Genomic DNA, 21,024 nt, shown 5'->3' on the forward strand with positions numbered 1-21,024 from the left:
CTGCAGTCCGGTGCTCTGCGCCGCACTCACCCGCAGCGGCGGTCGGCGTAGAGCGGCTGCCACTTGCGCCCGCGCAGTTCCTCGATGCGCGGGCCGTTGCGGCGTAGTGCAATCTGGTCGAACAGGCCGTTCTTCACCTGGCACTGGTTGAAGAACACCGTCAGCGCGCAGGCTGCCTTGCTGGTATAGCCAATCAGCTTCCAGTCGCCGGTAAAGCGGTAGCAGGCACCGACGCCGCTGCTCTGCCAATGGTGGCTGCGCTCCAGTTTCTGCAGGTCGACGAGTTGCCCCTCCCCGTCTTCGTCGGGCTTACGCGCGGGCGCCGCGGGCGAGGGCTTGGCCTCCGGGAGCGCGGTCGGCGATGCCGTTGGGGTCGGCGTCGCCGTCGGCACGGGCAGCGCAGCGATCTTGGAAGCCGGTCCGGCCGTTTCCACGCGGGGACTTTGCGATGCCGCCGGCGCCGGACGCGGCACGGCAGGTGCTTGGGGGACGGTGCGTGCCGCCGCCCGTACCGGCGGTGGGGCAGCGGGGGGATGCGATGCGGGTGTGGCAACGAGCCACCATGCGCCCCCGGCGATCGGCAGCGCGGCAAGCGCCCATATCGCCTTGCCGCGCCGTCGCTTCGGCGCAGCTGCGGGTTTGGGAGCAGCCGCCGGCCGCGTCGGGGCGACCGCGACGGCGGGTGCGAACACGGTTTCCGGAGCGGGCGGCGCAGCGGGGGCCGGGACGGGCACAGGCGATGCACCGGTCGCATCCTCCTCCGGCAGCACCAGCGAGTCGAGGAACGCCAGCACCTCCGCCATCGAGCGGATGCGCTCGGCGGGGTTCGGCGCGAGCATCTTGCGGAACAGCGGCACCAGCGCCGGCGGCAGCCCGTCGCAATCGGGCAGCTGGCGGCGGCGCTCTACAGCATCGGCGAGGGTGTTGCCCATCGCCGGCGCCTTGCCGCGCGCAAAGGCGAGCAGCACCAAGGCGGTGCTGTACACGTCGGTCCAGGGACCGACCTCGCGACCGAAGTCGCCGAACTGCTCGGGCGCGACATAGCCGAGCTTGCCGGCAAAGCCCTCGCCAACGACGGTCTCGCCGCCGATGTCGAGGCTCTTGGCGATCCCGAAATCGATGATCTTGGCCCGCTCGATCGCGCCGCCCGGCAGCAGCACATTGTCCGGCGACATGTCGCGGTGGACTGCGCCATGTTCGTGCGCCGCCAGCAGTCCCGCGGCAAGCCGGCGCGCCAGCACCGCGATCTCGGCCGCCGTCGGCAGGGAGCCCCCGAGATGCGTCGACAGCGGCTCGCCGTCGATGAAGTCGGTAACGATGTAATAGAGGTCGAGCATCGGATCGCGCGCCAGCACGCGGTACTGCACGATCGCCGGGTGGGCGATCTGGGTGAGCACGCGCGCTTCCTTGCGGAACATCGCGATAATCTTGTCTTCCTGCGCCAGGTGGCTGCGGATCGCCTTGATCGCGACGCGCTCGTCGCTCTCGACGTTGATGCCCTCGAACACCTCGCCCATGCCGCCGCGCGCGATGAAGCGATCGACCCGGTAGATGCCGTTGAGCACGTCGCCGGGCACGAGGCTGGCACCGCGACGAGCGCCACCGCCGGCACCCGGCAGGGATCCACCCGCGCTGGGCTCGATCGCGACCACGGTGCGGCCGTCGACGGGCTGGTCCTTGTCGGGCATCGCCTCGCTACTCATTCGGCCGCCAGTGCGGGGGCTTCGGCCGCCGCGCCGTCGAAGCGGTAGGTGAAGCCGTCGCCGTCGACGCCGACATGGATCGCCGTCACCGCCGTGCCCGCGATCTGCCTTTCGATCAGCCCGAGCGAGAGATCGGGGAGCAGCGTGTTGGTAAGGATCGCATCGATCATGCGGCCGCCCGAGGCGACCTCCTCGCAACGCGACACGATCAGGTCGATCGTCGCGGGTGCGACGACCAGCGCCGCGCCGTGATGCTCCGCCACCCGGCGCACGATGCGATCGAGCTGGAGCGCGACGATCCGGCGCAGCATCGCGGGCGAGAGCGGCAGATAGGGCAGGACACTCAACCGGCCGAGCAGCGCCGGCGGGAACACCTGGAGCAACGCCGGGCGCAGCGCCCCGGCAAGCGCCTCGGGCGCGGGTGCCGTCTCCTCGTCTTCGCATAGGCTGGCGATCAGGTCGGTTCCGACGTTCGAGGTGAGCAGGATCAGCGTGTTGCGGAAGTCGATGTAGCGGCCCTCGGCGTCTTCCATGTACCCCTTGTCGAAGACCTGGAAGAACATCTCGTGGACGTCCGGATGGGCCTTCTCGATCTCGTCGAGCAGCACCACCGAATAGGGCCGCCGCCGCACCGCCTCCGTGAGCACCCCGCCTTGGCCATAGCCGACATAGCCCGCGGGCGCGCCCTTCAGCGTCGAGACGCTGTGCGCCTCCTGGAACTCGCTCATGTTGATCGTGATCAGGCTGTCGTCGCCCGAATAGAGGAGTTCGGCGAGCGCATGCGCGGTCTCGGTCTTGCCGACACCCGAGGGACCGCAGAGCAGGAACACGCCGACCGGCTTGTCTGGATTGTCGAGCCGCGCGCGGCTGGTCCGCAGCCGCCGGGCGATCGCCGCCATCGCATGATCCTGCCCGATCACGCGCCGCTGGAGCCGCGTTTCCATCTCGAGGACGGCGGTGAGTTCGTCCTGGACCATCCGCCCGACCGGGATGCCGGTCCAGTCGGCGACCACGGCGGCGACCATCTCCTCGGTCACTTCGCCATACACCATCGCCCGATCGCCGCGCACGGCATCGGCAGCTTCAAGCGCGGCATCGAGCGACGCGTCGTCACCGTCCGCCAGCGCGGCGCGCGCCTCGGCCACCGCCGCGACCGCCGCGCGCTCGCCCGCCCATTGCTGTTCGAGCGCGGCGAAGGTCGCGCGGGCCTCTGCCAGCGCCTGTTCCAGCGGCGCGATCCGCCCGGCATCGGCATAGCGGCCGGCCGCCTCGCGCTCGGCGATGCCCAGCTCGATTTCGAGCAATTCGATGCGGCGGCGCGCATCCTCGACCGGGGCCGGCGTCGCATGCTGCGAGACCGCGACGCGGGCGCTGGCGGTGTCGAGCAGGCTCACCGCCTTGTCGGGCAGCTGCCGCGCCGGAATGTACCGCTGCGAGAGCCGCACCGCCGCGGCGACCGCCTCGTCGAGCACCACGACGCGGTGGTGCGTCTCCATCAGCGGCTTGACCGAGCGCAGCATCGCGATTGCCGTCTCAGTATCGGGCTCGCCGACCGCGATCGGCTGGAAGCGCCGGGTGAGCGCCGGGTCCTTCTCGAAATACTGGCGATACTCGGCCCAGGTGGTCGCGGCGATCGTCCGCAGCTGCCCGCGGGCGAGCGCCGGCTTGAGCAAATTGGCGGCGTCGCCGGTGCCGGCCTGGCCGCCCGCGCCGATCAGCGTGTGCGCCTCGTCGATGAACAGGATGATCGGCTTGGGCGAGGCCTCGACCTCGTCGATCACTGCGCGCAGCCGCTTCTCGAACTCGCCCTTCACCCCGGCACCGGCCTGGAGCAGCCCGATGTCGAGCGCGTGGAGGGTGACGTCGGCGAGCGCGGGCGGCACGTCGCCATCGGCGATGCGGCGCGCCAGCCCCTCGACGATCGCGGTCTTGCCCACCCCCGCCTCGCCGGTGAGGATCGGGTTGTTCTGGCGGCGGCGCAGCAGGATATCGATCGCCTGCCGGATCTCGGCATCGCGCCCGACGATCCGGTCGATCGCGCCGGCACGGGCGCGTTCGGTGAGGTCGACCGCATAGCGGGCCAGCGCGCCTTCCCCCATAGCCGGAGCCGGGGCGTCGGATACCGCCGCAGGCTCGGCGCCCGCCGCCTCGGTGGAGTGGCGGACGATGTCGGCGAAGTCGGCGCCCAGCCGCTCGGCGGAAAGCTTGCGCCATTCGGCCGAGGTCGCGTGGAGCAGCCCGCGCAGCGTCGGCGTCTTGAGCATCGCGAGCAGCAGGTGCCCGCTACGCACGCGCGGCGCGGCGAACATCAGCGAGGCGAACAGCAAGCCCTTCTCGATCGTTTCCTCGATTTGCGGCGCGAAGTCCGAGATCGCGCTGGCGCCGCGCGGCAGCCGGTCGAGCGCCTCGGCGAGGTCGGCCGCCAGCCGGGCATCGTCGATCGCGAAGGCGCTGCGGATCGCCGCGACGTCGTTGCCGGCATCCTGCACCAGCACGTGCAGCCAGTGGACCAGCTCGACATAGGGATTGCCGCGCATCCGGCAGAAGCCGGTCGCGGTCTCGATCGCCTTGAGGGCGGTGGGGTTGAGGCGTCCGAACAGCGCCGACCGGCTGATCTCCGTCACGTGATGGTCTCCTTGGAAAGGGTGCGGGCAAGCCGCCGGGCGCTGGGGCCGAGCCGGGCATCGGCGCGGATGCCGCCGGGCGCCGCGCGCCCGGTCCAGCCGCTCCAGCCGAGCCGGGCGCCGCCGCCCAGCCGCGCCGGTCGGATCGCCTCGATCGCGACGGCGAGTTCGACGTCCCATTCGAGATGCGGCGGCGCGAAGGCATCGAGTGCCGCGACCAGCAGCGCATAACGCTGGCCGCCGGGCAGGAACGCTGCGTGGTCGCGCGGATCGCGGATGGTGAGTTCGACGCGGAAGACATCCTGCCAGGTCCGCACGCGGCCGCCCGCCAGCGCGTCCTGCCCCAGCCCCGCGCACCGCCCGCCTAGCCGCGTGGCGTCCTCCGGCTCCACCGCGCGCCAGCGCGGCACGAACTCGCGGATCCGCACCGGCACGCGGAGCAGGTCGGCAAGCGCATCCTGCAGCCCGGCCGGGCTGCGCGGTGAGACGAACAGCGCGGCATGGCGCAGCCGGGCGGCGGGCGGGAAGGCGCTGTCCGCGCGCGCGCCGTCCTGCGCGCCGGTGAGCGCGGCGATGCGATCGGCGAAGCGGTCGTCGGCCGGGCGATCGGCGCTCGCCGCCGGGCTGGTCGACGCCCAGGCGCGGTAGAAGAGCTGCAGCATCCGGCCCGCGAGGACGTCGAGAAAGCCGCCATAGGGCTGGGTGCGCGAATAGCGCTGCTCATAGGCGGCGAACTCGCTGAGGTGGAGCGGCAGCGGCCCCATCGGCCCGGTCAGCCCCATCCATTGCCCGGCGACCGTCGCCCGGCCGTCTTCCACCCGGATCGCATCGAGCGTGGCGGCGGGAAAGGCCAGCGAGGGCGTGTGGGTAAGCGTCGCGATGTCCTGCGCGGGCAGCTTCGCCTCGCCGATCCGCGGCAGGCCCGGCGCACGCGCCTCCGCCCCGCGCAGCAGCGCGAGCGGACCCAGCCGGCACAGTTGCTGCGCGGCGCGGGCGAAATAGCTCAGATGGTCGGACGGCGGCCGATGCGCGCGGGCCATTGCGCCAACCTCCCTTGCTGGAGGGTCTCGAACACCGTCTCGGTGAAGCTGTTGACTGCGGCGAACTCGCTGAGGAACCGCTCGAGCACCGCGCCGAACACGAACATGCGGCCATTCTCGTACGCCGCCTCGTCCAGCGTGACGCGCAGCTGCTGCCCCCGCACGAAGCCGGGCTGCGCCTCGCCGGGCACACGGCGCGACACCGGGCGCGCGGTGACCGAGCGCACCCCGTCCACCTGTCGCCGCAGCGCCGGATCGTCGACCCGGCCGTAAAGCGCGAGATGGCTGAGCAGCACGTCAGGACTACCGTCGGGATCGCTGGCGAAGCCGGTGTAATTGGGCGTGAGGTGACTCACCACCCGCCACGCCGCATCGCCGATGCCGAGCGGCGGCCGCGGCGGCGTCGGCGCGCGCAGCATCGTGATCGCACGCACCGGCAGACCGTCCGCCGACAGCGCCGCGCCGGTGCCGCGCACCAGCTCGGGCAGCTCGCGATTGGTAACGAGCGCGCGGACCGACAGCTCGCCGATCTCCTCGACGCGATCGGGGCGGCCGGGGGCGGTCAGGCTGATCCAGGTCTCGGTGCCGGTATAGTCGCCGCGCCGCCGCGCGCGCTGCTCGCGGGTCGAGAGCCGGCGGTAGCGCAGGCGCGGGACGTAGAAGATCGCGTCGCTCCAGTCGTAGAGCAGCCCGGCAAAATCGTGCAGCGGCAGCACCGGCTGGACATCGTCCGCCTCGCGGCCATGCGCCTTCACGTCGAGCAGCCGCCACACCTCGTAGTTGAGCGGCCGGGTGCGATCGGCGATCACCTGATGCTCGTGCTCGAACCCGCGCAGCGGCACGCGATCGAGCTGCTTTTCGAACAGGTTGATCGCCGGCGTCGCGAACAGCCGGAAATTCGCAGAGGACAGCGCACCGGCGAGCACCGGCGCGGCGCGCCGCAACAGGATGACGATGTCGCACGTCTCGCCCTCACCGGCCGCGAAGGCGGCGCGGAGCCCTTCGAGACGGGCAAAGAGGAAGCGTTCGGGGCAGGCGAAATATTCGCCGAGCAAGCGATAGCCGCGATGCGAACGCCGGTCGTGCGGCAGCAGCGCATGGTCCTCGTCGAAGCCATGCTGCGCCGGCACCGGCAGGCGCACGCCCCCGGCCGCGCCGGATTCGGGCGCGCGGGCGACCACGGCGACGGCATCGCCGATCAGCTGGCGGTACAGCTCGCCCGGCACGCTGCCGGTACCGTCGAGATAGAGCGGGAGATCGTCGACCGGCAGATCGGCCAGCAGCATGCCCTCGGTCGTGCCCAGCCGCAGCCGGATGCCGGCCTCGATCGGCTCGCCCGTGCGCGCCGCGGTCATGAACGGCGCGACCGCCGCACGCGAGCCCAGATACTCCGCTTCGACGACGCGCAGCGGCCAGAGCGTGACCGCATGGCCGGTGACGAACTGGACAGGGGAATTGTCCCGATCGGCGGCGAGCGTGCGCAGCCGGGTGCCGCGCGGCACCGTCACGCCTTCGGCCAGCGCGCCGTCCCCGGCATGCGGCTCGAACCCGGCGATGCAGATCGACGGCGTCGGCGCGAGATAATGCGGCTGGACCACCTGCAGCAGATGCTGGGTGAAATCGGGAAACTGGTCCTGCAGCTTGAGCTGGACGCGCGCCGCGAGGAACGCCACGCCCTCCAGCAGCCGCTCGACATGCGGATCGACTTCGCCCGAGGCGTCGAGCCCCAGCCGGCCGGCGACGGTCGGGTGCTCCTCGCCGAATTGCCGCGCGCTTTCGCGGAGGTAGACGAGCTCGTCGTTATACGCGTGGAGGAGCCGAGGATCCATCACTGCTCCCGGAAGGCGACCGCGCCGGTTTCGATCTCCACGTCCGAGCGGAACTCGACCGGCAGCGCGGCGACCGCGCTCACCAGGTCGCCGCGGATTACGAAGCCGACGCTGCTGGCGCGGGTGCGATCGGGATCGACCTCGACCTCCAGGCTGCCGCGCGCCACCCGCGGCTCGAACCGGGCGACCGCCTCGCGCATCTCGCGCGCACGCGACTGCACGCCCGGGCGGGTGAGCAGGCTGCCGGTCAGGTCGGCCAAGCCGTAGTTGAGCACCGAGCTCGCCGCTTCGGGCGCCGCCGAAAGATCCTCGGCCGAGGCAAGCGAGATGGTGTTGAGCAGCCAGTTGAGCTCGCGCAGCACCGTGGTGCGCAGCGCGGCCTCGTTGAACCGCTCGATCCGCGGCACGGTGTAGAAACGCAGCGACGTGCGGTCCATGCCGCGCACCTCGATCGACTCGTCGCGCAACCCGTCGAGCTCGAGATCGGCGACCAGCTTGTCGAACAGCGTCGGGTTGATCCGCTGCGTCATGGCCGGGAATCGAAGCGGATGCGGCGAAAGCCCAGGATGCCGATGTCGGTGCCGTCGCTGGTCGTCCAGAGGTGCTGGCCGACGCCGTGCACCGCGTCGCCCGCCTCGCGCCACTCGGTCCGCCGTGCGAGCCGCAGGGCGCCGTCGTCCTGGGCTTCGGTGCCGGGGTAGCGCACCGGCAGCAACGCCGCGATCCCCGCACCGTCGCGCAGGCGGATCTCGGCGGGAAGCCACACCAGGTCGCGCAGGTCGACCGGCCCGTCGCTGGTGATCTCCGCGACCGCCGCGAAGGGGATCAGGCCCCAGCGGCCCGCCACCACCGCCTCGAACATCGGCCCGAAGCGGCTGTCGGCGTCGAACAGATAGTCGAAGCGATGGCCGTCGACCTCGCCGGGCGTATCGGGGCTGCCGTCGAGCGCGTGGCGACGCAGCAGCCCCGCATCGGGGCCCACCGCGGCGAGCGCGTCGACGAACACTTCCGCCCAGGCATCGTCGCCGACGAGCAGCGGCGCGCGTTCCTCGCCTGCCATCGCCGCGGCGCGCAGCCGCTCCGCCTCGATCACCTGGCCATAGGCGACGGACAGCATCTGCGCCTCGGGCGAGAGCTGCGCCAGCGCGCGGAGCTGGCTGCGCGCACTGTCCCACGCGCCGTCGAGGCAGAGCATCTGGCACAGAAACATCCGCGCACGCTGGTCGCCAGGCGCATTGCGCACCGCGGCGACCAACGCCTGCCGCGCAGCGACCAGATCGCCCGAGGCGAGCTGCGCCGCGATAACCTGTTCCTGTGCGACATCGGCTGGCATCATCTTCTCTCTTGCTGGTCGCTGGAAAAGGGGCGCCGCGCCTTCCTGCCGAGGCGGACGCGGGGCGCCCCGAAGGCCGGTCAGGCGCTGGTGTTCTTGAGAATGTCCCACTTGAACTCGGGCGCGCCGCCTGCGGCACCGTCCTTGGTCTGCTCCTTGTAGGTCATGTGCATCTTCTCGAAGTTGAGCGAGACCATCTCGGTGGTGCGCTCGTCGCCGCTGCTGCCGCCGTGCTGGATGTTCGAGACGAGCACTTCCTCCATCACGATGGTGAGATACTCCAGCGGGCTCGTGCCGCCCGCCTTGCGCATGGTGAGCGTCGCCTTGGTGACATGCTTGCCCTGCGCGCAGCTGAGCATCAGCGGCATCGAGGCGAGGTCGACGTACTTAGTGACGGTGATGTCCTGGAAATTGGCTTTGCCGGTGCCGGCGCCGCCGCCCATATGGGCGGTGCCGACATTGCTCATGCCCCAGTTCCAGCCGATCACGTCGATCTCGTTATTGTGCGTGGAATCTTTCGACTCGCCGTTGATGCCTTCGAGCTTCAGGAAAATATCGACAGCCATGATTCACCCTTGGTTGGTTTGAAGCGGTAGGGAGTGGGATTGGACGGGCCCGCGGCTCAGTTGCCGGACTTGGGCAGCCGCGAGACCATGCTCAGCGACACGTCCATGCCTTCGAGCTGATAGTGCGGGATCATGCGGAACAGGCCGCGATAATAGCCGGGGTTCTCGGGGTCCGGGATCACCTCGACCGAGGCCTGCTTCAGCGGCTTGCGGGCCTTGGTATCCTCGGTCGAGAAGTCGGGCTGGACGTCGACATATTGCATGATCCAGCTCTGCAGATCGCGCTCGAGCACCGGCGCCTCGCGGCTGCTGCCCACCCAGTCGCGCACCATGCACTTCAGGTAATGCGCGAAGCGGCAGCTGGCGAAGATATAGGGCAGCCGCGCCGAGAGGTTGGCGCTCGCCGTCGCGTCCGGATCCTCATAGGCTTTTGGCGCGTGGAGCGTCTGCGCGCCGATGAAGGTGGCGTGATCGGTGTTCTTGCGGTGGACCAGCGCCATCAGCCCGGCCTTGGAGAGCTCCGCCTCGCGCCGGTCCGAGATCGCGATCTCGGTCGGGCACTTCACGTCGAGCCCGCCCTCGTCGGTGGGGAACAGGGCGGTCGGCAGATCCTCGACCGTGCCGCCCGATTCCACGCCGCGGATGCGCGTGCACCAGCCATAGGTCTTGAACGCCTCGGTGATCCGCACGCCCAGCGCATAGGCGGCGTTGAGCCACAGATAGTTGTCGTGATCGCCCTCGACCTCTTCCTCAAAGGCGAATTCCTCGACGGGATCGGTGTTCGCGCCGTAGAGCGGACGACCCAGGAAGCGCGGCAGCGTCAGCGCCATGTAGCGGCTGTCGTTCGAGGCGCGGAACGAGCGCCAGGCCATATAGTCGGTGGCGTCGAACTGCTTGGCGATGTCGCGCGGATTGGCGAGCTCGCGCCAGCTGTCCATGCCGATCAGCGCCGGGGCCGCCGCCGCCAGGAACGGCGCGTGCGCCGCCGCACCGATCTTGGCGAGGCCCTTCATCACTTCGATGTCGGGGCCGCTATGGTCGAACTGATAGTCGCAGACGATCGCACCATAGGGCTGGCCGCCCAGCTGGCCGAACTCCGCCTCGTAGATGCGCTTGAACAGCGGGCTCTGATCCCAGGCCGCGTCACGATACTGGCGCAGCTGGCGGCGCGTCTCCTCCTTGGAGACGTTGAGCACGCGGATCTTGAGATCCTTGCCGGTCGAGGTGTTGCCGACCAGGTACCACAGCCCGCGCCACGCCGATTCCAGCTGCTGGAATTCGGGATGGTGCAGGATCGCGTTGACCTGCTCGCTGAGCTTGCGATCGATCGCCGCCTTGAGCGCGTCGACCGTCATGTAGACGTCCTCGCCGATCACCGCGGCGTCGGCGAGCGCCTGCTCGGCGAGCGTCTTCACCGCTTCCTCGATGCGGGCGCGCTTGGTGTCCGAGCCGGGCTTGAACTCGCGCTGGAGCAGCATCGCGAACTCGTCCGCGCCGCCGTCTTCCGTCAGCTGGATGCGATCGTCCTGCTGCGTTGCTTGCTGGGCCATCTGTGCCTCCTGAATCCGGTGTCTGCGCTTATGCGGCCGCGTCGCCGCCGGTCGTGGTCTCGGCCGTCTCGGCATGCGCCGCGCGGCTGGCGGCGAGCGAGCGCATCAGCTCGGGGTCCTTCAGGACCTTGTCGAGCAGCTCCTGCGCGCCGGCCTTGCCGTCCATGTAGAGCATCAGGTCGTTGAGCTGCTCTCGCGCCTCGAGCAGCTTCGCGAGCGCGGGCACGCCGCGGGCGATCTGGCCGGGGCTGAAATCCTCGAGCGTCTTGAAGGTCAGGTCGACGCCCAGCCGCCCCTCGCCGGTCAGCGTGTTCTCGACCGTGAAGGCCGCGCGCGGGGCGATCCGCTCCATGCGCTCCTCGAAATTGTCCATGTCGAACTCGACGAAGTCGCGCTGGTCGTGCGGCTTCTTCTCGACCAGCGACTTGCCGGAAAGATCGGACATCACGCCCATCACGAACGGGATCTCGATCTTCTGGCGCGAGCCATAGGTCTCGACCTCATACTCGATATGGACGCGCGGCGCCCTGTTTTCCTTGATGAAGCGCTGACCGCCTCGTGCCGAAACCATAGCCACCTCGTGCGTTTGCGATTGCTCGGGGGGAACGGTTGGGGCTCCCGCCGAGCGACGCTGGCCGAGTAGCGGGCGGACGGCTTCAGCCGGATTTCAGAAGCCGGCGGCGAAGCTACGATCGAAATAAGCGGCTCTGGGCCCATGGAAAAAGCGGCACCCCGGCGCCCGCAATATTTCAGGCGCAACGCAATCCTCCTACCGCCCGGCACCCGGCCGCGCCTATTTCCCGTCCACCGCTTCACACCGCCACGGGAACCGCAGCACATGGCAGCGCCGCTCGCCGCCCGACATCGCCATGCCGAACACGCATGCGCCGCCCTACTGGCCGCGCATGCGCAGGATGGCGTGCGCATCGACGAGCGCAGTCGGTGCGATGTCTTCGAGCACGGCCATGAAATCGAGCCCGATCCAGCCCCGCGCCCGCTCCACCAGCATGGGCACCGGGCTCGACGGCTCGTGCCGGCGGTAATAGTCGAGCACCAGATCGAGTACCCGGGCCACATCCTCCCGGTTCCGCACCGTGGTGCCCATCGGCTGCACGCCGTCCTGCGCCGCCTCGGCGCCGGCGACGGCCTCTTCACTCGGCATTTCAATGTCCGCCTCGGCGGGCACGAAGCTGCGCAGCGCGACCCGTTGCGTGGAGAGCACCTCGTACAGCGCGGAGAAATCAGTGGCATTGCGGGCGCCGGCATTGGCCATCAGGCGCTCGTCGATGGCGTGGATGGTCGCCTCGATCCGCTCGATCGCCGCCGCCCCCTCGGTCAGCGCCTCGCGGATCTCGGCCTCGGCAAGCATCGCGCGGAACATGCCATACCCTTCCTCGCCCTCTCCGCCGCGATGGAAGCGCGCAATGTCCTCGCCGGTGATCCGGCCGAGCCGGGCGTGATCGGCATAGACGATGCGCCGCAACGGGCCCGCAAAGGCCGGCACCGAGGCGAGCGCATCGAACGCGCTCTTGCGTGCCTCCACGCCATATTCGTCGAGCCGCGGATGCACCGCGTCCCAGTAGCGGTCGAGCAGCCCGGCGACGAACGCCACGCCCAGCTCGACCTGGTCGAGCCTGCCCGACTCCGCCGCGACACGACAGAAATAGACCCCGAGCCAAAGGTCCTTGGTCCGCGTGGCGAGCGTCGCGATGGTGTCGAGCAGCTGCCGCCAGTCGGTATCGGCGCGCTGCTCGACGATGCCGGAGGCGTCGATCGAGACCGACGTGTCGAACGCCTGCTCGATCCGGTGGCGCTGCGGATCATAGGCGAGGTCGGGCCCGGCGGGATCCTCGTCGGAGACGGGCGCCAGCAGCGTGTCGAGGTCGATGGCCATGTCGGGAGCATCCTTGATCGGGGGACCGCCGGGGCCCGGCGGGCGGCGCCGGGCCTAAGCGCGGCTCGGAAGCCGATCAATCGACGACATGATGACAATAGTAACAGAATGGAAAGCGCGATCGCATGAAGCGGCAGGCCGAAATAACGCTGGATGTCGGCTCGCCGATCAAGCTGGTGCACTTCGCTTCGCATGAGCGACTGAGCAGCTTGTTCACGATCACTGCCGAGATCGTCGTGCGCGACAAGGTGGATTTCCTGCCGAAGCTCGGCAACGCCGCCAGCATCGAAGTCTTCGAACTGGATGCGCATGTGCGCTACTTCCACGCGCAGCTCGCCGAAGCACATTTCCTGCGCGAGGAGGACCAGGGCTATCACTACAGGCTGGAGCTGCGTCCCTGGCTGCACCTGCTCGACCACAACATGGCCTATCGCGTGTTCGAGGAGCGCAGCGTGGTCGACATCCTCAAGGCGGTGCTGGAGTCGTATAGCCGACGGGTCGATGTCGGCGGGCTGACGGGCAGCTATCGCCCCTGGAAGTACTGCACCCAGTATCGCGAGAGCGACTTCGCCTTCGTCTCGCGGCTGATGGAGCGCGAGGGCATCTATTACTATTTCCGCCACGAGGCGGGCGAGCATGTGCTGGTGCTGTGCGACTCGCCCTCGGCGCACAAGCCCGCGCCCGGCTATGCCACGGTCAAGCTGCGCCCGGACTGGTCGGGCCGCAGCGGCGGGCTCGCCGAGGCACTGTGGGACTGGCACGAGCATGTCCGCAGTGGCGGCGAGCGGCGCTATCTGCTGCAGAGCTTCGACCATCAGTCGAGCACGGTGCGCGAGGGCCAGAAGGAAGGTCCCGCGCGCAACAAGGCCGACAGCCAGGAGGTGCATCGCTACACCGGCGACTTCGTCGAGCCCGCGCTGGCGCAGCATTGGGCGGAGGTGGCGCTGCAGGCGGCGCGTGCCGGCCAGCGCGTCTATACCGGCACCGGCGACGCGATCGGGCTCGCCTGCGGCGGGCGGTTCACGCTCGATTCGCAGGACGCGTTCGATCGCGGGTCCGAGTTCGTCGTCACCGCGCTCGACATGGCGATGGACGCCGAGCCCTATCGCACCGGCGCGGACGCGACGCCGCGCCGCGTCTCGATCGAGGCCGTTCCCGGCGACACCCCCTGGCGCGCGCCGGCGGTCACGCCCGCACCGGTCGCCGGGCCCGAAACCGCGATCGTGGTCGCCGGCGGGGCCGACGACAGCAATGTCGATCCGCAGGGCCGCGTGCGGGTGCGCTTCCTGTGGAAGCGCGCTTCGGAGGGAGAGGACAAGGCGCGCTCCTGCTGGCTGCGCATCTCCTATCCCTCGGCAGGTGCCGGCTTCGGGCATGTCACGCTGCCGCGCACCGGCGAGGAAGTGATCGTCGACTTTCTCGACGGCAACCCGGATCGTCCGATCCTCACGGGCCGCGTCTACAATTCGGAGCACGTGCCGGCCTATGCGCTGCCCGAGCATCGCACGCGCTCGCTCTACCGCTCGCAGACGATCGGGGCGAGCGGCAGCTATGCCGGCGCCGAGGGCGGCGCGCCGGGCGGGCGCGGCTATAACGAGCTGCATTTCGAGGACAAGGGCGGGGCCGAGCAGGTCTATCTCCGCGCCCAGCGCGACCGTCTCGCCGAGGTGATGCTCGACGACGAGCTGCGCGTCCGGCGCGATCGCAAGACGCGGGTGGGCCGGGATCGCACCACCGAGGTACACGGCGACGACAGCGTGTCGGTCGAAACCGGCAACCACCGCCTCGACGTCGCCCGCGGCAGTGCAGACATCAGCGCGGCGCGGGAGATCAAGCTCACGGTGGGGCTCAACACCATCGTCATGAACGAAGCGGCGATCACCCTGCGCGTGGGCATGAACAATATCACCATCACCCAGGCCGGGATCCTGCTCAACGGCTTGACCATCACCGGCAACACGACGGGGGCGTTGACGCTCAACAGCCTCGGCACCGCCACCGTCTCGGCTGCAGGACTGCTGACCCTGATCGGCGGTTCGCTGGTGATCCTGTGAGCTGGCCGCGCACCATCTGGGCGCAGGCCCGCCAGATCAACGCGCTGCTGCGCTGGCCGGCGCTGCCCGGCGACGACGCGCCGCCCGATCGTTTCTTCGAGCGGCTGCGTGCCGAGGGCAAGGCGGCCGAGGCGGCCCTGTTCCTCGGCCAGGCGCTGCCGCGGTTCGAGGCGGTGCTCTGGGCGGCGCAAGTCGCTGCGCCGGTCGCCGGCCCGGCGGATGCTGCGGCGATGGCGGCCGTGCAGGCCTGGCTGGCCAACCCCGCCGAGCCCCAGCGCCGCGCCGCCGGCACCGCGGCGCTGCAAGGCCCCCCGGCCACCGCCGCCACCCTCGCCGCCAGCGCGGTATTCCATTCGGGCGGCTCGATCGCGCCGCCGGACCAGCCGCCCACGACACCGCCGCGCGAAGTTGCCGGTACGCTGGCCGCGGTCGCGGTACTCGCCGCGGTCGCCATGGCCGGAAGGGACCACCGCGCCGCACTCGACCACGCCCTCGACCTTGGAACGGCCCTCGCCCGGCGCGAGGCGGAGACCACCCCATGACGCTGACCCTCACCCTCCAGCCCGGCACGTCGCCCGTGCCCGACCAGCCCGCCCCGCTTCACCTCGACGGGCATGGCGCGCTGATCGGCCGCTCGCCCCACGCCGACTGGCACCTGCCCGACCCGCGCCACCACATTTCGTCGCGCCACTGCGAGATCGGCTATCGCGATGGCGCCTATCTGCTCACCGATCTCAGCACCAACGGCACGTTCGTCAACGATTCCGCCGAGCGGCTGACCGCGCCGCATGTGCTGCGCGACGGCGACCGGATCGCGATCGGCGACTATCGGATCGTGGTATCGCTCCCGGCCGAGGCGAGCGCGGGCACCCAGGTCGCGGCCGTAGCGGCGGCTCCGGCGGAATCGCCCTGGGGCAGCTGGGACCCGCCCGCGCCGCCCGCCGCGCCCTCGGCCTGGGACGATCTGCCGGCCGCACCGCCGCCGGATGCCAGCCTCTGGGCAGCGCCCGAGCCGCAGCGCGCACCCTCCGACTGGGCCAGCGCGCCGCGCGAAAGCACCCAGCCTTCGGCGACCGACCTCTGGGGGCAGCTTGCCGCCGAGAGCGCGATCGACTGGTCGCGCGGCGATTTCGCCGCCGCCGAGGCGTGGAGCGCCGCGCAGCAGCCGGCGCCGCTCGCGCTGCCGCTGCCGCCGGAGGACCTAGCACCCGCCGCGCAAGCCGCTGCCGTCGAAGCGCCCCCCGCCCCTGCCGCCATCGCCGACGACGGCTGGGCCGCGTTCCTCCGCGCCTCTGGCGTGCCCGCCGATCGGCTGCGCAGCCGCCCGGCGGAGGCGCTGGCGGCCGCCGGCGCGATGCTGCGCCAGATGGTCAGCGGGCTGATCCTGATGGTCGACGCCCGCGCCCGCGCCAAGGCGCAGCTCGGCACGCAAGCGACGAGCCTCGAGCTCGAAGGCAACAATCCGATCAAGTTCGTGCGCTCCCCCGAGCGCGCGTTGCTCCAGCTCCTCGACGCGCCCGAACCCGGCTTCATGGATGCCGCCCGCGCGGTGGAGGAAGCCTATCAGGATCTGCAGGCGCACCAGATGGCGACGCTGTCGGCGATGCGCGGCGCGCTCACCCAGACGCTGGCGCAGTTTTCCCCCGATGCGATCCAGGCGCGGCAACCCGAGCCGGCGGGCATCGCCCGCTGGTCGCGCCAGGCCCGCGAGGCGGCGCTGTGGCGCGCCTATGTCCGCGACTTCGAAGGCGTGGTGCGCGGTGCCGACGAGGCATTCATGGACCGCTTCGCCAAGGAATTCCGCACCGCCTATGAGGAGCAGATCGCCGCGATGCGGGGGCGCCGCTAGCCGATCAGCGTGGTCGAATCGCAGCCGATGACGACCACCGTCACATTGTCGGGCGCGCCGCGGGCCAAGGCCAGCGCGACGAGCGCGTCGGCGGCGCGGCGGGGATGCTCGGCGGCGAGCGTCTGGGCGATCTCGGCATCGGTGACGATGCGCGTCAGCCCGTCGCTGCACAGCAGGAACACGTCCCCCGCCAGGACCACCTCGTCGCGCATGTCGACGTTGAGCCGCGGCTCGACGCCCACCGCGCGCGCAAGGACATGCGCCATCGGATGCTGCTCCGCCTCCGCGCGGGTGAGGAGGCCGCGCGCGACCAGCTGCTCGACCTGCGAATGATCGGTAGTGAGCTGCTCGAGCGCGCCCTCGCGCAGGCGATAGACGCGGCTGTCCCCCACCCACATCACCCGTGCCCGGCCCTCGCGGGCGAGCAGCAGCGCGACGGTGGAGCCGATCTTGGCCCCCTCCGCGCCGGTGGCCGCATAGATCCGGGCGTTGACGGCGAGCAGCGCGGCGCGGGCGGCGGCGGCGGCTTCCTCGAAGGTTTCGGGCAAGGGCGCGGCTTCGAGCGCGGCGGCGATCGTCGACGAGGCCCATTGGCCATGCGCATGCCCGCCCATGCCGTCGGCGACCAGCCAGAGCCCGTCGCGCAGCCGCGCCGCCCAGCTATCCTCGTTCACCCGCCGCACGCAGCCGACATCGCTGCGCGCGCCCTGTTCGAAGCGAAGCCGCGTCGCGATCGTCATCGGCTGATCCAATCGTGCCGCCAGTCGGTCATCTGCGGCGCAGGCGCCGCAGGATCGGCGACGCGCGCCGCGCAGGCCGGAAGGAATGCGTCGAGGTCGAGCATCGGCGCGAAGGCAGACTGGATCGCCTCAGCCATCGCCGCAGCGATGCCTGCCAGGAACGGGGGTGCCAGCGCACCCGCGCCCTTGCGCCCCAACACCAGCGGAAAGCGGCGGCCGTGACTGTCGCACGCCGGCGCGATGCAACCCGCCTGCCAGCTGCCGTCGGCGAGTGAAAGGCCGAAGCGCCACGGCGGGGTGGCGTCGAACGCCGCCTCGAAGCCCTCGCCGAGCCGGGCGGCGCCGTCGGCCATAACCGCGCAGCACCAGGCATCCCAGCGCAGCCGCTCGGCCGGCGCGAGGCCGCGGCTGGTGAACTCGCCGCGCGACGGCAGCTTGCCGAACAGGAAGGCTGCGCCGCTCATAGCCGCTCGGGGCACCGGAAGGCGAAGGGACCGCCGCGGCCGAACGGACTTTCGCTTCCCGGCAGTACCATGGTCAGGCTCGTCGCCTGTGCGCCCTCGCCGAAGCCGAGCCGCAGCGTCGACGGTCCGGCATTCGCCACCCGCGCGCGGTCGACCAGACGGAACAGCGCCCAGCTGCCGCGTGTCTCGATGGTCGAGAGGATGCGCTGGTCGGCCGAAAGCTGCAGGCTCGCGCTCGGCAATGCGCTCGCCGACCACAGCACGGGCTTGGGATCGCGCGTGGCGGCATCGAAGCGATAGCTGGCACCGCCGGCAGCGAACTGCACGGCGCGCACCTCCGGCCCAAGCTGCGCCAGCCCGACATTGACCGCGATCCCGCCTGCGAGCAGCGCGCGGATCGCCGCCGCCTTCTGGAACTGCGCGGCGCTGCTCGCGGCGAAGCTGGCGGCGACCGGATCGCCCGACTTCCACCTCCAGACCGGCCCCGACAGATCGAGCAAGGCCAGCAACCGCTGCTGCACGAACCGGTCGAGCATGCCGCCCATGCCGAAGACCTGCTGCACCTCGGCCAGCGCCGCATCCTGGGGCGCGCCGGGGGCAAAGGGATAGCGGCCCCGCGTCGCCGCCAGGCAGGCGGGCAGCACGTCGCGCGCATATTCGGTACCGAGCGCGGTCTGCGCCGACTTCGCCGCGGCACTCGCGCCGCTACGCGTCGCCTGTCGCGCGAAGTCTTGGAGCTGCGGGGGTGCGGAAGCGCTGCTGGTTGTCAGGTCGCCGAGCGCCACCGCCAGCTGCCCCTGCGCCGCGTCGCTACCGAGCGAGGCGCCCGCCACGCTCGCCGCCGATCGGGCAGACGCGGCCTTGCGCACGCCGTCGACCAGCGCATCGACCGGCGCCGGCCCGGAGCCCTCGCCGGCATAGCGCGCGAGATCGGCGAAATGCGCGGTGATCGTGCCGCCGGCGTCGCCCGCCTGTCCGCCCTCGCTACCCAGCCGGGTGTTGCGGGCGACATCCTGGAGCAGCACCTTGAGCGGCGAGGGTGTGCGGGTGAAGGCGCCCAGCGCGGCCGGGCTGCCGAAATAATCGGCCGGCTGCACCTGCGCGAGCAGCCCGTCCCAGGCGGCAACGTAATCGCGGGCATAGGCAGCGGCGACCGCGGCCCGCAGCGCCGGCAGCTGCTCGCGGATCGACTGGCGTGCGGCGTCCGGCCCCAGCACCCACAGGCTGTTGCCGAGCTCCGCCTGCACGTCGGCGAGCCCCGGCCGATAGGCCTTGGCATAGCCCTCGCGCGTGAAGAACCACGGCACCTGCGCGGCGAGCAGCGCATTGCCACCCCGGAACGCCTGCGCGTCCCCGCTGGCGAGCACGCCGCCAGGCTGCCAGTCCGGCCGGCCGCTCGCCGCCGCGCGCGTCCGCAGCTCGGCATAGGCGCGATCGGCGAGCGACAGCGTCTGCACCGCGGCACGGGTCGAGGCGATCAGCGCGCCATCGAGCGGCGCACGCCGGTTCGGCCAGACGCGGCCGAGATCGGGATCGGCGAGCATCGCGTCCAAGTGCCGCGCGAGATCGGCGCGAATATCGGCGCGGTCGTCGCCGGCGAGCGGACCGGTGCGCCAATCGGCCACCGCCCACGCGCGCACCGCCCGCGGGTCGAGCGGCCCCTGCCCGCCGAGCATCAGATACACCTTGAGCGGTTCGTAAAGCGCCGCCGGTGTTTCTGCGTCGGCTCGCAGCACCTGCTCGAGCCGGAGCAACAGCCGTGGCAGCAGGATGCGCTGCACCCCCTCCAGATAGGCACCGCGCGCGGTCGCCGCATGCCCCGACTGGAACAGCCCGAGCCGCATCCGCCACGACGGATCGCCCTGCGCTTGGTCGGCGAACCCGCGCGGCAGCGCACGCAGCCGGTCGAGCAGCGGCAGCACCTGTTCGAGGTCGGGATCGCTGGCACGCACCTCGACGAGGTCGATTCCCGAGGTGCCGATCTGGCCGGAAATCGACTGCGCCTGCGCGGCGAGATCGGCCTGCAGCGCCTTGTTGCGCGCGAAGCTGCCTGCCCAAAGCGCGCTCATCGCCACGACCAGCAGCACCATGCCCCCGAACACGCCCGCCAGCACCCCACGCCGCCGCCGCTGCACGGCGGGCGCCGACCGAACCAGGCCGGCTTCGGGGATCACTACCTCGGTGAGCAGCCGGTTGAGGAAATAGGCGCGCCCCTGCCCCTCGCGCGCGGGCGGCTGCGGCGCGTCGTACACCGCCGCCATCGCGCTCAGCACCCGATCGAGCGTCGCGCCTTCCTGCACGCCGCTGGCGAAATAGAAGCCGCGGAAATCGCCCGCGCCGTCGCCATCGGCGAGGAACGCTCCCTCGACCAGATAGACGAGCCGTTGGCGCAGCGACGCCATCTGCGCCGGGAAGGCGAGGATGCGGGCGCGTCGCGCGGCATCGGGCTCCTCGTGCAACCGTCGCGGCAGCCGCTGCCAGAGCGCCTGCACCACGCGATCGAACTCGGCGGCGACCTGGGCTCCATCGGCCGCGCTATCGGGCTCCAACGTGGCGCCGAGCACGGCACGTCGGCCCTCGGCGCTGAGGTCGCCGAAAAAGTCGGTGAAGCCGGCCAGGAGATCGGCCTTGGGCAACAGCAGATAGACCGGCGCATCCACCTGCAGCGTGCGGCGCAGCTCGGCCAGCCGCTGGCGGATCGCCGCCGCGTGCGCGTCCAGCACGGCGCGGTCGGCGCTGGTCAGCATATCGGTGGCGAGCGCGACGAGGATGCCGTTGATCGGCTGAAGCGGCCGATGGCGGCGGAGCAGGTCGAGAAACCCGCGCCAGCCCGCGGCATCGGTGCCGGCATCGGCATCCTGCGTGGTGTAGCGCCCGGCGGTGTCGACCAGCACCGCCTCGTCGGCGAACCAGAAATCGAGGTTGCGTGTGCCGCCCACGCCCTTCAGCGCGCGCTTGGCCCAAGGGAAGCGCAAGCCGGAATGGACCAGCGCCGTCGTCTTGCCGGCACCCGGCGGGCCGATGATGACGTACCAGGGCCGGTCGTACAGATAGGCGCGCCGCGATCCCGACAGCGATTTCAGCTCGGCCAGCGCCTCGCGCATCCGCGCGGCAAGCGTGCGCGTTTCCTCGGCCCCGTCCTCCGCGTCGGTCGCTGCCAGCCCGTCGGCCAAGCCATCGGCGGCGCGCTTGCCGCGCCACCACCGCCACAGCACCGCGAGCCCGAAGCCGAGCGCGACCAGGCCGACCAGCGCGAGCCGTATCCAGGTCGCACGGAACAGCGGAAACAGCGTCGGCAGCCCGAACAGTATGATCAGCGCGAGGATCGCCGCCGCGGAGGCGCTCACCGCCATCCAGTTGCGCATCAGCTTCTGCATT

16 protein-coding genes are annotated in these 21,024 nt (G+C 71.0%); 3 read left to right on the plus strand and 13 right to left on the minus strand.

Features of this window, described 5'->3' with window-relative positions:
• Positions 1-26 precede the first annotated feature (26 nt).
• From ABIC65_RS13295 to tssA, 10 genes are all read right to left on the minus strand, one after another.
• Entirely contained in the window at positions 27-1,703 is a 1,677-nt protein-coding gene (locus ABIC65_RS13295) for a serine/threonine-protein kinase (protein WP_354309322.1), read from the minus strand.
• Complete coding sequence (gene tssH, locus ABIC65_RS13300; protein WP_354309324.1) at positions 1,700-4,327, minus strand: type VI secretion system ATPase TssH; 2,628 nt, start codon at positions 4,325-4,327, stop codon at positions 1,700-1,702. The genes ABIC65_RS13295 and tssH overlap by 4 nt, the downstream gene beginning before the upstream one ends.
• Entirely contained in the window at positions 4,324-5,367 is a 1,044-nt protein-coding gene (gene tssG / locus ABIC65_RS13305; protein WP_354309325.1) for a type VI secretion system baseplate subunit TssG, read from the minus strand. Before tssG ends, tssH begins: the two co-directional genes overlap by 4 nt.
• Complete coding sequence (gene tssF, locus ABIC65_RS13310; RefSeq protein ID WP_354309327.1) at positions 5,331-7,196, minus strand: type VI secretion system baseplate subunit TssF; 1,866 nt, start codon at positions 7,194-7,196, stop codon at positions 5,331-5,333. The genes tssG and tssF overlap by 37 nt, the downstream gene beginning before the upstream one ends.
• On the minus strand, positions 7,196-7,726 hold the full coding sequence (tssE, locus tag ABIC65_RS13315; RefSeq protein ID WP_354309328.1) for a type VI secretion system baseplate subunit TssE: 531 nt from the start codon (positions 7,724-7,726) through the stop codon (positions 7,196-7,198). The genes tssF and tssE overlap by 1 nt, the downstream gene beginning before the upstream one ends.
• The gene (locus tag ABIC65_RS13320; protein WP_354309330.1) at positions 7,723-8,532 is read right to left on the minus strand and encodes a type VI secretion system accessory protein TagJ; all 810 of its coding nucleotides are present in this window, start codon (positions 8,530-8,532) and stop codon (positions 7,723-7,725) included. Before ABIC65_RS13320 ends, tssE begins: the two co-directional genes overlap by 4 nt.
• Before the next feature lie 77 nt (positions 8,533-8,609).
• A complete protein-coding gene (locus tag ABIC65_RS13325) occupies positions 8,610-9,095 on the minus strand; it encodes an Hcp family type VI secretion system effector (protein WP_354309332.1) in 486 nt (161 codons plus the stop codon).
• Between the two features lie 56 nt (positions 9,096-9,151).
• Positions 9,152-10,645 carry a type VI secretion system contractile sheath large subunit gene (gene tssC, locus ABIC65_RS13330; RefSeq protein ID WP_354309333.1) on the minus strand — a complete coding sequence of 498 codons (1,494 nt, stop codon included), beginning with the start codon at positions 10,643-10,645 and terminating at the stop codon, positions 9,152-9,154.
• Positions 10,646-10,673: 28 nt separating this feature from the next.
• Positions 10,674-11,216, minus strand: coding sequence for a type VI secretion system contractile sheath small subunit (tssB, locus tag ABIC65_RS13335; RefSeq protein WP_354309334.1), 543 nt, complete (start codon positions 11,214-11,216; stop codon positions 10,674-10,676).
• Positions 11,217-11,537: 321 nt separating this feature from the next.
• Positions 11,538-12,539: a type VI secretion system protein TssA gene (tssA, locus tag ABIC65_RS13340; protein ID WP_354309336.1), complete on the minus strand. Its 1,002-nt coding sequence runs from the start codon at positions 12,537-12,539 to the stop codon at positions 11,538-11,540.
• A 125-nt stretch (positions 12,540-12,664) separates the two neighbouring features.
• On the opposite strand from tssA, the gene ABIC65_RS13345 reads away from it, so the two are divergent.
• Genes ABIC65_RS13345 through tagH form a run of 3 tightly spaced genes read left to right on the plus strand, consistent with a single transcriptional unit; the run spans position 12,665 to position 16,442 of the window.
• Positions 12,665-14,593: a type VI secretion system Vgr family protein gene (locus tag ABIC65_RS13345; protein WP_354309337.1), complete on the plus strand. Its 1,929-nt coding sequence runs from the start codon at positions 12,665-12,667 to the stop codon at positions 14,591-14,593.
• Complete coding sequence (locus ABIC65_RS13350) at positions 14,590-15,135, plus strand: DUF6931 family protein (protein WP_354309339.1); 546 nt, start codon at positions 14,590-14,592, stop codon at positions 15,133-15,135. The genes ABIC65_RS13345 and ABIC65_RS13350 overlap by 4 nt, the downstream gene beginning before the upstream one ends.
• Positions 15,132-16,442 carry a type VI secretion system-associated FHA domain protein TagH gene (gene tagH, locus ABIC65_RS13355; RefSeq protein WP_354309341.1) on the plus strand — a complete coding sequence of 437 codons (1,311 nt, stop codon included), beginning with the start codon at positions 15,132-15,134 and terminating at the stop codon, positions 16,440-16,442. Before ABIC65_RS13350 ends, tagH begins: the two co-directional genes overlap by 4 nt.
• Here tagH and ABIC65_RS13360 read toward each other — a convergent pair.
• From ABIC65_RS13360 to tssM, 3 genes are read right to left on the minus strand one after another with little or no spacing between them, the layout of a single operon-like run.
• Entirely contained in the window at positions 16,439-17,182 is a 744-nt protein-coding gene (locus ABIC65_RS13360; RefSeq protein WP_354309343.1) for a PP2C family protein-serine/threonine phosphatase, read from the minus strand. The genes tagH and ABIC65_RS13360 overlap by 4 nt on opposite strands.
• Positions 17,179-17,646, minus strand: a complete 468-nt coding sequence (gene tagF / locus ABIC65_RS13365; protein ID WP_354309345.1) for a type VI secretion system-associated protein TagF — start codon at positions 17,644-17,646, stop codon at positions 17,179-17,181. Before tagF ends, ABIC65_RS13360 begins: the two co-directional genes overlap by 4 nt.
• Positions 17,643-21,023: a type VI secretion system membrane subunit TssM gene (gene tssM / locus ABIC65_RS13370; RefSeq protein ID WP_354309347.1), complete on the minus strand. Its 3,381-nt coding sequence runs from the start codon at positions 21,021-21,023 to the stop codon at positions 17,643-17,645. The genes tagF and tssM overlap by 4 nt, the downstream gene beginning before the upstream one ends.
• Position 21,024: the final 1 nt, after the last annotated feature.

This window comes from Sphingomonas trueperi (assembly GCF_040545665.1).
In the GTDB taxonomy this organism is placed as follows: Bacteria; Pseudomonadota; Alphaproteobacteria; order Sphingomonadales; family Sphingomonadaceae; genus Sphingomonas; species Sphingomonas trueperi_B.

What these genes read in the sequence shown, in the direction of transcription:
- ABIC65_RS13360 (WP_354309343.1), bottom strand. Translation starts at nt 17,182, where the DNA reads ATGACGATCGCGACGCGGCTTCGCTTCGAACAGGGCGCGCGCAGCGAT.
- tagH (WP_354309341.1), top strand. Translation starts at nt 15,132, where the DNA reads ATGACGCTGACCCTCACCCTCCAGCCCGGCACGTCGCCCGTGCCCGAC.
- ABIC65_RS13320 (WP_354309330.1), bottom strand. Translation starts at nt 8,532, where the DNA reads ATGATGCCAGCCGATGTCGCACAGGAACAGGTTATCGCGGCGCAGCTC.
- tssE (WP_354309328.1), bottom strand. Translation starts at nt 7,726, where the DNA reads ATGACGCAGCGGATCAACCCGACGCTGTTCGACAAGCTGGTCGCCGAT.
- tssA (WP_354309336.1), bottom strand. Translation starts at nt 12,539, where the DNA reads ATGGCCATCGACCTCGACACGCTGCTGGCGCCCGTCTCCGACGAGGAT.
- tssF (WP_354309327.1), bottom strand. Translation starts at nt 7,196, where the DNA reads ATGGATCCTCGGCTCCTCCACGCGTATAACGACGAGCTCGTCTACCTC.
- tagF (WP_354309345.1), bottom strand. Translation starts at nt 17,646, where the DNA reads ATGAGCGGCGCAGCCTTCCTGTTCGGCAAGCTGCCGTCGCGCGGCGAG.
- ABIC65_RS13345 (WP_354309337.1), top strand. Translation starts at nt 12,665, where the DNA reads ATGAAGCGGCAGGCCGAAATAACGCTGGATGTCGGCTCGCCGATCAAG.
- tssM (WP_354309347.1), bottom strand. Translation starts at nt 21,023, where the DNA reads ATGCAGAAGCTGATGCGCAACTGGATGGCGGTGAGCGCCTCCGCGGCG.
- ABIC65_RS13295 (WP_354309322.1), bottom strand. Translation starts at nt 1,703, where the DNA reads ATGAGTAGCGAGGCGATGCCCGACAAGGACCAGCCCGTCGACGGCCGC.
- tssB (WP_354309334.1), bottom strand. Translation starts at nt 11,216, where the DNA reads ATGGTTTCGGCACGAGGCGGTCAGCGCTTCATCAAGGAAAACAGGGCG.
- tssC (WP_354309333.1), bottom strand. Translation starts at nt 10,645, where the DNA reads ATGGCCCAGCAAGCAACGCAGCAGGACGATCGCATCCAGCTGACGGAA.
- tssG (WP_354309325.1), bottom strand. Translation starts at nt 5,367, where the DNA reads ATGGCCCGCGCGCATCGGCCGCCGTCCGACCATCTGAGCTATTTCGCC.
- ABIC65_RS13325 (WP_354309332.1), bottom strand. Translation starts at nt 9,095, where the DNA reads ATGGCTGTCGATATTTTCCTGAAGCTCGAAGGCATCAACGGCGAGTCG.